The following is a 12922-nucleotide window of genomic DNA, read 5'->3' on the forward strand; positions in this document are numbered from 1 at the left end:
CGCCCGGCGCCGCCGGGAACCGTCCGGTGCTGCGGCGGGCAGGCCGTACCCTAGTGACCATGGCTGGTGGGGGTAGAGGGGCCGGACGGCCCGCGAAGAAGAAGAGTCCGAGCAAGGGCACGGGCGGCAACGTCCGCCGTGGCCTGGAGGGCAAGGGGGCGACCCCGCCGGCGCACATGCGGCACTGGTACAAGGACAAGGCCCGCACCGAGCGGATCGAGCGCGAGGAGCGGACCGGCCGGTCCTCCTCCCCGCGCACCCCGGTCCGGACCCGGCGCAGCGAGGACGCCCCGGAGTACATCGGCGGGCGCAACCCGGTCGTCGAGGCGCTCCGCGCGGGCGTGCCGGCCAACGCGCTCTACGTCGCGCAGCGCATCGACAGCGACGACCGCGTCAAGGAGTCCGTGCGCATCGCCGCCGACCGGGGCATCGCGATGCTGGAGGTCACCCGGGAGAAGCTCGACCGGCTGACCGAGGGCGGCGTGCACCAGGGCGTGGCCCTGCAGATCCCCGCCTACGACTACGCCCACCCCGACGACCTGGTCCAGCAGGCCCGGAACGCCGCCGAGGTGCCGCTGATCGTCGCCCTCGACGGTGTCACCGACCCGCGCAACCTCGGCGCCATCGCCCGCTCCGCCACCGCCTTCGGCGCCCACGGCCTGGTCGTCCCGGCCCGCCGCTCGGCGGGGGTGACCGCCGGAGCCTGGAAGACCTCGGCGGGCACGCTGGCGACCCTGCCCGTCGCCCGGGCGAGCAACCTCACCGCCACCCTGCGCGAGTACCGCGAGGCGGGCCTGTTCGTGATCGGCCTGGACGGCGAGGGCCGGGTCGACATCGGCGACGCCAACCTCCTGGAGGACCCCCTGGTCGTGGTCGTCGGCTCGGAGGGCAAGGGCCTGTCCCGTCTCGTCCGCGAAGCCTGCGACCTGGTGGTCCGCATTCCCATGCACGCCGCGGCCGAGTCCCTCAACGCGGGCGTCGCCGCCGGCATCGCCCTGTACGAGGTGGCCCGCCACCGCAAGCGCTGACTTCCCCGCTGTAAGCCCTTCCTGACATTTCCGTACGGCACGCCGGCTTTACGCGGTGACGTCGGGGGTGTAAGCCGACTACACTCGTCAGGCGGCCACGCCGACGTAGCTCAATCGGCAGAGCAACGGTCTTGTAAACCGTAGGTCAGGGGTTCGATTCCCCTCGTCGGCTCGCAGAGAGAAAGGCCCCTGATCAGGCGCGACGCCCTCAGGGGCCTTTCTCGTGCCGGGGTGATGCCGCGATCTTGCTAACACCTTTGCTAACAGGAGAAGATCGCCGGGATGCCGACCGCCCTGACCGGAGGAAATCCGTTGGCCCTTGAGGAACATCCCGGCACGTGGACCTACGATCCCGAAGCCGAGGCCGCCTACGTTTACCTGCATGGTCCGATCCCGCCGGGTGGTGTGGCGGAGACGGTCACCGTGGATGCGATGGTGAACCTGGATCGAGATGAGAACGGCAGAGTGATCGGTATTGAGATCCTCGCCGCATGGCCCGCAGAACCCTGCGGATCAAGCGGTCAGGTGTCGTATGAGCCGTCCCAGGGTTCGTAGAAACCGAGTCCTGCGGGGTGGAGTTCGGCGTGTTCGTCGTCTTCGAAGGTCTCGATGACGAGGCCGAACAGAACTCCGTCGAACTCGCGCCGGAAGGGCCGGATGGCGATGTCGCCGAAGCGGTGGCCGGGGAGCGCGTCGAGCCACTGTTTCAACAAGCCCTGCGCGGCGTCGACGGATGCCCGGTGGTCGGCTTCGGTTCCGGTGCGCTCGATGCGGGAGTCGAGGTGGTGGCCGGCGGCGTCGAAGGTGTGCAGGACGGCGTACCAGCGCTTGTGTGCGAGCCAATCGTCGGTGTGGGTGTAGCCCTGTCGGAAAGCCGCTACGACGGAGCCGAGGAACTGGCCGCCTTCCCAGTGGCCGATGGTGTCGGTGTGATAGTCGGGTTCGTACGCGATGGGAACCACTTCAGGGACTGCCATGTGCGGAGGAATACCCACCGGGTACGACAGTGCCTCGATCTGCGCGAGGTGTCTGCCGCCCGTACCTTCTCGTTGATGTCTTCCGAGCCTCGGCCGGGACGACTACGACGCAGACGAGGCCTGCGGCGGTGCCGTCGGAGGGGATGGGTGTGCCGTGGAAGAGGGCGTCCGAGGGGGCGGGTCAGCCGTGTTCGGCGTGCCGGCCGTGGTCGGTGACCTGGGCGTCGAACCATGAGTGCAGTGCCTCCACCAGCGACGCGTCCGTGGTGGAGTAGGTGACCTGGGCGCCCGCGGGCAGCTCGGTGTAGCGGATGTCGATGCGGTCGTGCCCTTGTCCGAGCTCGCGCAGGCCCGGCATCTCGCCGCCGTGGATGGAGGCGGGGTCACCGTAGTCGCCGCTGCGGAACCTCGCGGTCTCGGCGGTCAGGTGCCCGCGGATCAGCGTGACCTGCTCGGTGTCGGCCGGGTCGTCGGAGGTGACCGTCTGCACGCCGCCGGTCGCGGACTTGGCGAAGCGGTGCGTGGTGCGTTCCAGGTCGAACGGCATCACCTGCCGGCTCCTGGCCGCGACCTCGGCCTGCCGGGCGGCCGGGTCCCGCTGGTCGTTCCGGTCGATGAGCGCGTACGCCGTCACAGCGACGGCGATGAGCGCGAGCGCCGCGATGAGCGCCTGCGTCCGTCGATCTCTACGTTGCATCTATGGCCTCCGTGAGGGTGGTCAGGGCGCGTAGCACGTCGTCGCGTTCGCCCTCGGGGACGCGGTCCAGAACGGCGGAGAACCGCGCGGCCCTGGCCTCGGCCAGCCGGGCCGCGGCCGTCACGCCCGGGGGGGTGAGCTGGACCAGTACGCCACGCCCGTCGTCGGGCGCCGGGGTGCGTTCGGCCCAGCCGCGCTTGATGAGCTGCGTGACCAGCCGGCTGGTGGTGCTCTTCTCCAGGCGGAGCCGGCGCGCCAGATCGCTCTGCCGCAACGCGCCGTCCCTGGCCAGCTCGCCCAGCGCGTGGGCCTCCGACACCGGAATGGGCTGCCCGCAGGGCGTCTGGTCCGGCTGGTGGAGGTCGAAGGCCCGGACGAAGCGGGCCACGGCTTCCTGGAGTTCGTGCTCGTCCGCCATGGTTCGACCGTACAACTAGATGGTTGTACCTTGCAACAAAGTTGCCCGTCACGAGGACTCGACGGCGTACGTCCCGCACACGACCACGATCTTTCGCTGGGAGAGGACGTGGAAGACCGTCCACCGCCACGGTGACTACCATCGGGAGGACCAGATGATCTCCGTACGCCGGATCGCCGCCGATGCCCCCCGCGCCCGTGGGGCCGCGGTCGGCGTGACGCCGTCCCCCGGCAGGCCACAGCGAGAGAAGGGACATCATGACTGATCGCACCCTGACGGACGAGCTGTACGAGGCCGAGAGGCGTCTGCAGGCGGCACAGCTCGCCGGAGACGTCGAGGAGCTGGACCGGCTGCTCCACGAGGACCTCGTCTTCACGGGGCCGCCGGACGGCCGGTGCCATCCGGGGGCCAAGCGACTCGATCTGGAGAACCATCGCTCGCGCACGCAGGTCATGACGGAGGTCGCCGAGGAAGACCTCACCGTCCTGGTCGCGGGGACCACCGGTGTCACCTGCTTCCTCGGCACGCTTGAAGGCACGTTCGCGGGCGAGCCGTTCGCCGGCCGGCTGCGCTACACCCGCACCTGGGTCCACACCGAGGAGCACGGCTGGCGCATCCTGGCCGCCCACGCCGGCCCGGCGTGAGCCGCCCGGACGCCGGAGCTCCTCACCGGCGAACGGCCTGGATGCGTGCGGTCGCGGTCGCCACGGCCACCGGCCGGCCCTCGAATCAGCTGTCAAGGGGTGCCGCGGTGCCCTCACCGGGCTCCTGCCGGCCGGTGGCGCGGTCCGTGGCGGTCCCGGTCAGCCGGGCGGCACGGGCCTCCAGGTAGCGCTGCTCGGGCAGGCTGGTGGTACGGCGCGCCGCCGAGCGGTACGCCGCGCGGGCGGCCTCGGGGTCGCCGGCCATCTCCAGCAGGTGCGCGCGGACCGCGTCGAGGCGGTGGTGACCGGCCATCCGATCGTCGGCCGCCAGAGGCTCCAGCAGGTCGAGCCCGGCCCGCGGCCCGTGCACCATCCCCACCGCGACGGCCTGGTTCAGCGTGGTCACGGGGTTGGGCGCGATGCGGCCCAGCAGCCGGTAGAGCGCGAGGATCTGCGGCCAGTCGGTGTCCCCGGCGCGCGGGGCCTCGGCGTGGACCGCGGCGATGGCGGCCTGGAGCTGGTACGGCCCCAGCGGCGCCCGCGCCAGAGTCTCGGTGATCAGCGCGGTCCCCTCGGCGATCGCCGCCCGGTCCCACAGGGCGCGATCCTGCTCGGCGAGCGGGACCAGCGTCCCGTCGGGCCGGGTGCGGGCCGGGCGCCGGGCGTCGGTGAGCAGCATGAGCGCCAGCAGCCCGGCGACCTCGCCGTCGTCCGGCAGCAGCCGGCGGAGCCCTCGGGCGAGCCGGATCGCCTCGCCGGTGAGGTCGGCGCGCTGCAGGTCGGGGCCGGAGGTGGCGGTGTAGCCCTCGTTGAAGACGAGATAGAGCACATGCAGCACCGCCCGGAGCCGGTCCTCCCGTTCAGCCTCGGGAGGCATGACGAAGCGGGCGCCGGCGGCCTTGACGCGCTGCTTGGCCCGGCTGATGCGCTGGGCCATGGTCGCCTCGGGGACCAGGAACGCCCGGGCGATCTCCGCGGTGCTCAGGCCGCCGACGGCACGCAGGGTGAGCGCCACCTGGGAGGGCGCCGACAGCGCGGGATGGCAGCACAGGAACAGCAGGGTCAGCGTGTCGTCCCGGCCGGGGGACCGTTCCTCGCCCGGCGCGGGCACGACCGACAGGTCGGCCGGCTCCCGCGTCGCGACGGCGATCTCGCGCTCCCGGCGCGCGTGCTCGCCGCGCCACTGGTCGATCAGCCGCCGGGAGGCGACGGTGGCCAGCCAGCTCCGCGGGTTGTCCGGCACGCCCTCCGCGGGCCACTGCACGGCGGCGGCCAGCAGCGCCTCCTGCACCGCGTCCTCGCACGCGTCGAACTGCCCGTGGCGGCGGACGAGCGCGCCGAGGACCTGCGGCGCCAGCTCGCGCAGCAGGTCCTCGACGCGGTCGTCCGCCCTCACATCTCCGTCCCGGACTGCTGCATGAGGGGCCGGACCTCCATGGCCCAGCGCTTGGCGTCCGGCCAGCGGGCGGCGATTTCCACCGCGCGCTCAGGGGTCTCGCAGTCGACCATGATGTAACCGGCGAACTGCTCCTTGGCCTCGACGTACGGCCCGTCCGTGACCGCCGGGACGCCGTCGCGCACCCGGACGGTCTTCGTCTGCGAGGGGTCGGCCAGGGCCTCGCCGCCGACCAGCTCCCCGGACTCGGTGAGCTCCTTCATGAGCGCGTCCACCCCGCCGAACAGCTCGTCGCGCTCGGCCTCCGACAGCTCCTCCACGAAACCGGGGCGGTTGTAGATCAGCAGCATGTACTTCACGGTGTTCCTCCTCGCGATGCCGGCCCGGGGCGGGCGGCTCTCACCGGTGGGTCGGAACCGGTGACGTGTTCTCGACGTCCGCCTCGGAAGAATTTAGAAGATCTCCGATCCGCGGACGGCGGCCGGTCCGGCGGGGAGTGGCCGGTCCGGCGGGGGAACGGCGGGTCCGGCGGACGGTTCCAAGGGAGGACTCCGGCGAACCGGTTGTTTTTCACCAAGTGCGGCGACCTCAGGTTGAACGGAGGAGAACCAACAAGCCGGATCGGCCACGCCGGGACGGCCCTTCGTCACATACTGATGCTCAGCGGAAGCGGAAAGTAGTCGGCGGAGGGTGTGGCGATGGCGCGGACGATCCTCCAGCGAGCCGGTGCGAGGTCCGGCGGCGCGAACCCTGTCGAGGGCCCGGTGATCGAGGTCGACGCCCGGGCCGGCGTCGACGTCAGCGTGATCGTCCCCGTGCACAACTGCCGTCCCTACCTGGACCGGTGCCTGACCTCCCTGCTGATCCAGCGGGTCGCCAAGGAGATCGTGGTCGTCGACGACGGCTCCGTCGACGGCAGCGCGGAGCTGGCCGACCTGTACGCCTCCTGTCATCCCCGGGTCGTCCGCGTCGTGCACCGGCAGGCCTCCGGCGGGGCGGGCGCCCCCCGCAACACCGGGCTCTCCATGGCCCGGGGCCGATACGTGTTCTTCTGTGACGCCGACGACTATCTCGGCCCCGAGGCGCTGGAGCGCATGCTCGCGATGGCCGACCGCAACGGCTCCGACATCGTCCTGGGGAAGATCGTCGGGCACGGCCGCAAGGCCCCGGTCTCCATGTTCCGCCAGAGCGCCGACCGGGCGCCGCTGGAGGACAGCGCGGTCTACAACAGCCTGAGCTGCTTCAAACTGTTCCGCCGGGAGATGCTGGAGCGGCACTCGATCCGCTTCGACGAGAAACTCCTGGTCGGTGAGGACATCGTCTTCACGACCCACGCCTACTGTCACGCCGGCGTGATCTCGGTGGTCGCCGACTACGACTGCTACCACCTGGTGGACAGGCCCGACGGGAGCAGCATCATGCAGCGCCCGGAGAGCCGTGACCCCCTCGCCTGGCTACGGATGATCAAGAAGCCGATCGAGCTGATGGTCAACCACGTACGGCCCGGCCCGCTCCGCGACCACCTGCTCCGGCGCCACTTCCGGATGGACGCCTTCGCCCGCCTCGGCAGGCCCTTCCTGGAGGCCTGCGAGGTCGAGCGGAAGGAGATCGCGGCCGAGGTGGCCGACATGTGCGACCGCTGGATGACCGAAGGGGTGCGAGACCGGCTCGGCGCCGTGGACCGGAGCCGGATCGCCGCCCTGGAGGACATCGACCGCCTGGTGCGGCTGGCGCACATCGAACTGGCCGTGGTGCGCCGCGGACTCACGGGCCTGCGCTGGGACGAGGGCGACACCGGGCTGGCGGTCACCGGCCGGGTGGCGCTGGACGCCCTGGAGCCGGACCGCCATCCCGAGATCGTCACCGGGGGCGTCACGCTGCTCCTGCGCCCCCGGCAGCCGTCCGCGGGACAGCAGGAGGTCACCCTCCCCGTGATCCGGCAGGGGGAGGAGTTCGCCGGGGTGATCGACGTGGGCGCGCTCTCCTCCGGAGTCTGGGACGTCCACGTGGCCGTCGAGTGCGAGGGGGTCATCCGGACGGCGCGGCTCGGCGCCGACCGGGACGGGCAGATCGCCCGCCCGGCGCCCCGGATGATCGGCGGGACGATCGCACTGCCGTACTTCACCCGGCCCTACGGCAACCTCAGCATCGACGTCGGCGGGCACGTGGTGACCCCGTCCGGTGTCGTACGGCTGGTCCGCTCCCGCTGGGCGGCCGGGCATCGGCTGGTCCTCGACGGTGAGATCACGATGGGGGCGATCACTCCCGACGTGCGGGCCATGCGGCGCCTGGTGTGGCGGGAGCGGAGCTCCGGGGACGAGCGGCGGGCGCCGGTCACGGCCCGCGCGAGCGGTGCGTTCACGGCGCGGCAGGCGTTCGGGCGGCTGGGAGCCGGCACCTGGGACGCCTACCTGGAGCTGGACCTGGGCGGGCCGCCGGTCCGGCTCCGGATCGAGGCGGAGGCGGAGCTGGTCGCGCCGCCGAGCACGTGGTGGCGGGGCGCGGCCCTGCGCACCGTCAAGCCGTACGCCACGGCGGGCAAGGGACGGCTCAGCGCCATGGTGCGGACCTCGGGCCCGAAGGCGTTCCTCCGGCGCCTCCTCCGCTGACGCCTGTCCCACCGGCGGTTTCTCTTTTTCGGCAATCCACTCGCTAATGCCCATCGATTGCAATAACAAGCCCATGGCTTAAAGTGGGGCACACCAGCACAACCGGAGGATTGCCGTGCACGTTCCCGATGGTTTCTTCACCGCGGCCGTCTCGATCTCGGCGGGGGCCGTCGCCGCCGCGGGGACCGCCGTCTGCCTGCGCGGCGCCCGCCGTGAGCTCGACGACCGGACCGCCCCGATGGCCGGCCTGGTCGCCGCCTTCGTCTTCGCCGTGCAGATGCTCAACTTCCCGGTGGCCGCGGGGACGAGCGGCCACCTGCTGGGCGGAGCGCTCGCGGCGATCCTCGTCGGGCCGTACACGGCGGTGCTGTGCATGGCCGTGGTCCTCCTGGTGCAGGGCTTCTTCTTCGCCGACGGCGGCCTGACCGCGCTGGGCGTCAACATCACGCTCATGGGCCTGGTCACCGTCCTGGTCGGCTGGGGCGTCTTCCGCCTGATCACCCGGGGCCTGAACGGCCGCGCCGCGATCACCGCGGCGTCGTTCGTCGCGGCGCTGGTCTCGGTGCCCGCCTCGGCGCTGGCGTTCACCCTGCTGTTCTGGGTCGGCGGGACGGCGCCCATCGAGATCGGCACGGTCGCCGCCGCGATGGGCGGCGTGCACGCGCTCATCGGCATCGGCGAGGGGCTGATCACCGCGGTCACCGTCGCCACCGTGCTCGCGGCCCGGCCCGACCTGGTGTACGGCGCGCGCGGGCTGGCCGCCCCGCTGGTGCTGCGCGGCGCCGACGGCGACGTCGCCGTGGTTCCGGAGCGCGCCGAGGCCCCGGCCGCCCGGGGAGTCCGGGGAGTCCGGCCGTTCCTGCTGGCGGGCGTGGGCGTCACGCTCGTGCTGGCGGGCGTGGTCTCCTTCTTCGCCTCCGGCGACCCGGACGGGCTGGAGAAGGTGGGCGAGGACCAGGGCTTCCTCGCCCAGGCCACCGACCACGCGTTCGGTGAGTGGGCGCTGGCCGACTACGGTGACGTGGGCGGGATCCCGGTCGGCGTCACCGGGGTGGTCGGCGTGGGGATCACGCTGATCGTCGCGGGAGCCGTCGGCCGTGCCGCCCGCCGCCGTGACCGGGAGGCCGTCCAGGAGTCCGGCCAGAAGTCCGGCCGGGAAGACGCGACGGTCTGACGGCGATGAACGGGAACGGGACGGTTCCCGGGGCGAGAGTCATCCGGACGGGTCTCGGAGCCGAAGCACCTGCCGGAGAGGATTCCCCGTGAGCGCGGGCCACCACCACCAGCTCTACCGGCCGGGCGACACGCCCGTCCACCGGCTCCCGCCGCAGTGCAAGCTCGCGGCGGTCGCCGTGTTCGCCCTGACCGTGGTGGCCACGCCCCGCGAGTGGTTCGCGGCCTTCGCGGCGTACGCGCTGCTGCTGGCGGGTGTGATCCTGCTCGCGAAGGTCCCGCCCGGCTTCGTGCTGCGGCGGATGGCGATCGAGATCCCGTTCGTGCTGTTCGCGCTGGCGATCCCGTTCGTCGGGACGGGGGAGCGGATCTCCCTGGCGGGGCTCCCGCTCAGCCTGCCCGGGTTGTGGGCCGCCTGGAACATCCTGGCCAAGGCCACTCTGGGGGTGGTGGCGAGCATCCTGCTGGCGGCCACCACCGAGCCCCGGATGGTGCTGCTGGGCGCCCAGCGGCTGAGGCTGCCGCCGCTGATGGTGCAGATCGCCATGTTCATGCTCCGCTACATGGACGTGATCCTGGACGAGATGCGCCGGATGAGAGTGGCCAGGGAGTCGCGGGGGTTCGCCGCCCGGGACGTACGGCACATCCCGGTGGTCGCGCGGTCGGCCGGGGCGCTGTTCATCCGCTCCTACGAGCGGGGCGAGCGGGTCCACCTGGCGATGCTGAGCCGCGGCTACACCGGCTCGATGCCGGTGATCCACGACGTGACCGCCTCGGCGCGGCAGTGGCTGGTGGCCGGTACGCTTCCGGGCGCGGCGCTCGCCGTACTGCTCGGGACCGTGCTGCTCGGAACGGGGGGATGGTGACGTGACGGCGTCACTGGAGGTGGACCGGCTGGCGTACGCCTACCCGGACGGCACGCAGGCGCTGTTCGGCGTGGACCTGCGCATCGAGCGGGGCGAGCGGGTCGCGCTGCTCGGGCCGAACGGCGCCGGCAAGACCACCCTGGTCATGCACCTCAACGGCATCCTGACCGCCGGGCACGGCACCGTGACCGTGGCCGGCCTCCCGGTCACCAAGGGCTCGCTCAAGGAGATCCGGCGCAGGGTCGGCCTCGTCTTCCAGGACCCGGACGACCAGCTGTTCATGCCGACCGTCCGGGAGGACGTCGCCTTCGGCCCGGCCAACATGGGGATCCGGGGCGAGGAGCTCGACCAGCGGGTCAAGCTGGCCCTGGAGCGGGTGGGCATGCTGGAGGCGATCGACCGGCCCCCGCACCACCTGTCGTTCGGGCAGCGCCGCCGGGTCGCGGTGGCGACCGTGCTGGCCATGGAGCCGGAGATCCTCGTCCTGGACGAACCCTCGTCCAACCTGGACCCGGCCTCGCGGCGCGAGCTGGCCGAGATCCTGCGGAGCCTCGACGTGACCGTGCTGATGGTCACCCACGACCTGCCCTACGCCCTGGAACTGTGCGAACGCTCGCTCATCCTGTCCGGCGGGGTGATCGCGGCCGACGGGCCGACCCGGGAGATCCTCGCCGACGCCGAACTGCTCGCCGCGCACCGGCTGGAGCTGCCGTACGGCTTCCGCGCCACCTGAGACCGGAAGGCGGGATCACCGGCATGACGTCTCCCCTATGATCCGCCTGATCGGTCGCGGAGCCGTATCACCGCGCATATGGTGACTCCGCAGTAAAGTTAGGCCCGCCTCTCTTACGGCCACGAGGAGGACTGATGAAGCTACGGCTGGCTCGCCGGGCCGTCGGCGACGCCGTGGTGGTGGCCGTCGAGGGCGAGCTCGACCTGTTCACCGCGCCGTTCCTCCGTGACGAGGTGCGCGACGCCATCAAGCTCGACGGCTCCCGGCTGGTCCTCGACCTGACCTCCCTGTCGTTCATGGACTCCAGCGGACTGTCCGTGCTGATCGAGGCCTGGCGGCTGGCGACCGGCCAAGGCGGCGGCGTGTCCCTGGCCGCGCCCCAGGCGCCGGTGGCGCGCATCCTGCGCACGACCGGCCTCGACCGCCGAATCAAGGTCTACCCCGACGTCGGCGCCGCCGTCGAGGCGCTCTGAGCCGGTCCGGACGGACCCGGGGCGCCGGGCCGGGCTGTGCCGCTGTGCCGCCCCGACCGGGGGCCGCGTGACCGGGACGGGGGAGTCGTACGGCCGGGACGGGGAATCACGGGATAGAGAGCCAGGTCACGCCGAGTGGCGGAGATTTGGCCCACCCCGAGTAGAACTTCATTCGGTATCCGCGTTAAAGTCCGCTCATGGACCTGAACGGAGCAGCAGCAATCATCTCGGGCGGTGCCAGCGGCCTCGGTGAGGCCACGGCCCGCGATCTCGCCGCGCACGGCGCGACCGTGGTCATCGCCGACCTGAACGAGGAGCGTGGCAAGGCGCTCGCCGACGAGCTCGGCGGGGTCTTCATCAAGACCGACGTGTCCGACGAGGAGCAGGTGCAGGCGGCCGTGGACGCCGCGGTGGCCACCGGCAAGCCGCTGCGCGTCGTGGTGAACAGCGCGGGCATCGGCTGGGCCACCCGGACCGTGAACCGTGACGGCTCGCCGCACGACCTGGCCTCCTACCGCAAGGTCATCGACGTCAACCTGATCGGCACCTTCAACCTGATGCGCATCGGCGCCGCCGCCATCGCCAAGACCGAGCCGGTCGACGAGGACGGCCAGCGCGGAGTGGTCATCAACACCGCCTCCGTGGCGGCGCTGGAGGGCCAGACCGGTCAGGTGGCGTACTCGGCCTCCAAGGGCGGCATCGTCGGCATGACCGTCCCGGCCGCCCGTGACCTGGCCGCCGTCGGCGTCCGCGTCAACACGATCTGCCCCGGCATCATCGACACCCCGATCTACGGCTTCTCGCCGAACTCCGACGAGTTCAAGGCCAAGCTCGTCGCGCCGGTGGTCTTCCCCAAGCGCATGGGGCGGGCCTCGGAGTTCGCCCACCTGGTCCGGGCGCTGATCGAGAACGACTACATGAACGCCGAGACCATCCGCTTCGACGGCGGCATCCGCTTCCAGCCCAAGTAGGAGTCACCATTGTCTGAGCCGACTTCCGGGATCGGGGACGAGGTCCTGGTCCAGGTCGAGGACGGCGTGGCCGTCATCACGATCAACCGTCCCAGGGCCAAGAACGCCGTCAACGGCGTCGTGGCGCGGGCCATCGCGGCGGCGCTGGACGAGCTGGAGGAGCGCAAGGACGTCTCCTCCTACGTCCTGACCGGCGCGGGCGGCACGTTCTGCGCGGGCATGGACCTCAAGGGCTTCCTGAGCGGCGACTTCCCCGTCGTCGAGGGCCGGGGCTTCGGCGGCATCGTCGAGGCGCCGCCGAAGAAGCCCATCGTCGCGGCGATCGAGGGCTACGCCCTGGCCGGCGGCTTCGAGCTGGCCCTGTCCTGCGACATCATCGTCGCCTCCGAGGAGGCCAAGTTCGGGCTGCCCGAGCCCAAGCGCGGCCTGGTCGCCGGGGCGGGCGGGGTGATGCGGCTGCCGCAGCGGATTCCGTACCACATCGCCATGGAGATCGCTCTGACCGGCGATCACTTCCCGGCCTCCCGGCTCTACGAGGTCGGGCTGGTCAACCACGTCACGCCCGCGGGTGAGGCGCTGGCCACGGCCGTCGAGCTCGCCAAGAGGATCGCCGCGAACGCCCCCCTGGCGCTGGCGGCGACCAAGCGCGTGATCGTGGAGTCCGCCGACTGGAGCATCGACGAGATGTTCAAGAAGCAGGGTGAGATCATCAACCCGGTGTTCGGCTCCAAGGACGCGATGGAGGGCGCGGCGGCCTTCGCCGAGAAGCGCGCCCCGCAGTGGAAGGGCGAGTAGCGGTCCTTTCCGGGGTTCCCGGGAACCCCGGGGTTCCCGGAGGCCCCGGGGTCTCCGGAGTTTTCCGGAGGTCCCCAGGCTTCCCGGCGCGTTTTCCGGCCGGTGTACGTACGGTGAAGGTGTGGGCACGTGCGACAGGGGC

15 protein-coding genes and 1 tRNA gene are annotated in these 12922 nt (G+C 71.8%); 11 read left to right on the top strand and 5 right to left on the bottom strand.

The genetic code is table 11. The features are described from left to right. Positions 1-59 precede the first annotated feature (59 nt). The 3 genes from rlmB (at position 60) to IEZ08_RS26590 (ending at position 1583) form a co-directional block, all read left to right on the top strand. Positions 60-1028, top strand: coding sequence for a 23S rRNA (guanosine(2251)-2'-O)-methyltransferase RlmB (gene rlmB, locus IEZ08_RS26580; protein WP_189243221.1), 969 nt, complete (start codon positions 60-62; stop codon positions 1026-1028). Positions 1029-1127: 99 nt separating this feature from the next. Beyond that, positions 1128-1200: transfer RNA gene (locus IEZ08_RS26585), tRNA-Thr, on the top strand. A 110-nt stretch (positions 1201-1310) separates the two neighbouring features. Continuing rightward, positions 1311-1583 (top strand): DUF2283 domain-containing protein, encoded by a 273-nt coding sequence (locus IEZ08_RS26590; protein ID WP_084779535.1) that lies wholly within the window; start codon positions 1311-1313, stop codon positions 1581-1583. Here the strand turns inward: IEZ08_RS26590 and IEZ08_RS26595 are convergent. From IEZ08_RS26595 to IEZ08_RS26605, 3 genes are all read right to left on the bottom strand, one after another. Then, positions 1550-2005 (bottom strand): hypothetical protein, encoded by a 456-nt coding sequence (locus IEZ08_RS26595; RefSeq protein WP_068921082.1) that lies wholly within the window; start codon positions 2003-2005, stop codon positions 1550-1552. The two genes, IEZ08_RS26590 and IEZ08_RS26595, sit on opposite strands and share 34 nt — an antisense overlap. Before the next feature lie 181 nt (positions 2006-2186). Beyond that, positions 2187-2702 carry an aspartate carbamoyltransferase gene (locus tag IEZ08_RS26600; RefSeq protein WP_068921083.1) on the bottom strand — a complete coding sequence of 172 codons (516 nt, stop codon included), beginning with the start codon at positions 2700-2702 and terminating at the stop codon, positions 2187-2189. Then, the gene (locus IEZ08_RS26605; protein ID WP_189243222.1) at positions 2692-3120 is read right to left on the bottom strand and encodes a MarR family winged helix-turn-helix transcriptional regulator; all 429 of its coding nucleotides are present in this window, start codon (positions 3118-3120) and stop codon (positions 2692-2694) included. Before IEZ08_RS26605 ends, IEZ08_RS26600 begins: the two co-directional genes overlap by 11 nt. A gap of 257 nt (positions 3121-3377) precedes the next feature. On the opposite strand from IEZ08_RS26605, the gene IEZ08_RS26610 reads away from it, so the two are divergent. After that, positions 3378-3764 (top strand): nuclear transport factor 2 family protein, encoded by a 387-nt coding sequence (locus IEZ08_RS26610; protein WP_068921086.1) that lies wholly within the window; start codon positions 3378-3380, stop codon positions 3762-3764. An 85-nt stretch (positions 3765-3849) separates the two neighbouring features. Here IEZ08_RS26610 and IEZ08_RS26615 read toward each other — a convergent pair whose 3' ends face one another. Together IEZ08_RS26615 and IEZ08_RS26620 are read right to left on the bottom strand one after the other, a co-directional pair. After that, complete coding sequence (locus IEZ08_RS26615; RefSeq protein WP_068921087.1) at positions 3850-5160, bottom strand: RNA polymerase sigma factor; 1311 nt, start codon at positions 5158-5160, stop codon at positions 3850-3852. After that, positions 5157-5510 (bottom strand): YciI family protein, encoded by a 354-nt coding sequence (locus IEZ08_RS26620; RefSeq protein ID WP_229803510.1) that lies wholly within the window; start codon positions 5508-5510, stop codon positions 5157-5159. Before IEZ08_RS26620 ends, IEZ08_RS26615 begins: the two co-directional genes overlap by 4 nt. A 348-nt stretch (positions 5511-5858) precedes the next feature. Here IEZ08_RS26620 and IEZ08_RS26625 point away from each other — a divergent pair, with 348 nt between their 5' ends. From IEZ08_RS26625 to IEZ08_RS26655, 7 genes are all read left to right on the top strand, one after another. Further along, a complete protein-coding gene (locus IEZ08_RS26625; RefSeq protein ID WP_068921091.1) occupies positions 5859-7769 on the top strand; it encodes a glycosyltransferase family 2 protein in 1911 nt (636 codons plus the stop codon). Positions 7770-7884: 115 nt separating this feature from the next. After that, positions 7885-8943 (top strand): energy-coupling factor ABC transporter permease, encoded by a 1059-nt coding sequence (locus IEZ08_RS26630; RefSeq protein WP_068921092.1) that lies wholly within the window; start codon positions 7885-7887, stop codon positions 8941-8943. Positions 8944-9031: 88 nt separating this feature from the next. After that, on the top strand, positions 9032-9808 hold the full coding sequence (cbiQ, locus tag IEZ08_RS26635) for a cobalt ECF transporter T component CbiQ (RefSeq protein ID WP_068921094.1): 777 nt from the start codon (positions 9032-9034) through the stop codon (positions 9806-9808). Position 9809: 1 nt separating this feature from the next. Next, positions 9810-10541 carry an energy-coupling factor ABC transporter ATP-binding protein gene (locus IEZ08_RS26640; RefSeq protein WP_068921095.1) on the top strand — a complete coding sequence of 244 codons (732 nt, stop codon included), beginning with the start codon at positions 9810-9812 and terminating at the stop codon, positions 10539-10541. Between the two features lie 134 nt (positions 10542-10675). Next, complete coding sequence (locus tag IEZ08_RS26645) at positions 10676-11014, top strand: STAS domain-containing protein (RefSeq protein WP_068921097.1); 339 nt, start codon at positions 10676-10678, stop codon at positions 11012-11014. Positions 11015-11211: 197 nt separating this feature from the next. Beyond that, positions 11212-11985, top strand: a complete 774-nt coding sequence (locus IEZ08_RS26650) for an SDR family NAD(P)-dependent oxidoreductase (RefSeq protein WP_068921099.1) — start codon at positions 11212-11214, stop codon at positions 11983-11985. A 30-nt stretch (positions 11986-12015) separates the two neighbouring features. Then, positions 12016-12780, top strand: coding sequence for a crotonase/enoyl-CoA hydratase family protein (locus tag IEZ08_RS26655; RefSeq protein ID WP_068928343.1), 765 nt, complete (start codon positions 12016-12018; stop codon positions 12778-12780). Positions 12781-12922: the final 142 nt, after the last annotated feature.

Origin of the sequence: Planobispora rosea (genome assembly GCF_014648175.1) — a bacterium.
Lineage (GTDB): Bacteria > Actinomycetota > Actinomycetes > Streptosporangiales > Streptosporangiaceae > Planobispora > Planobispora rosea.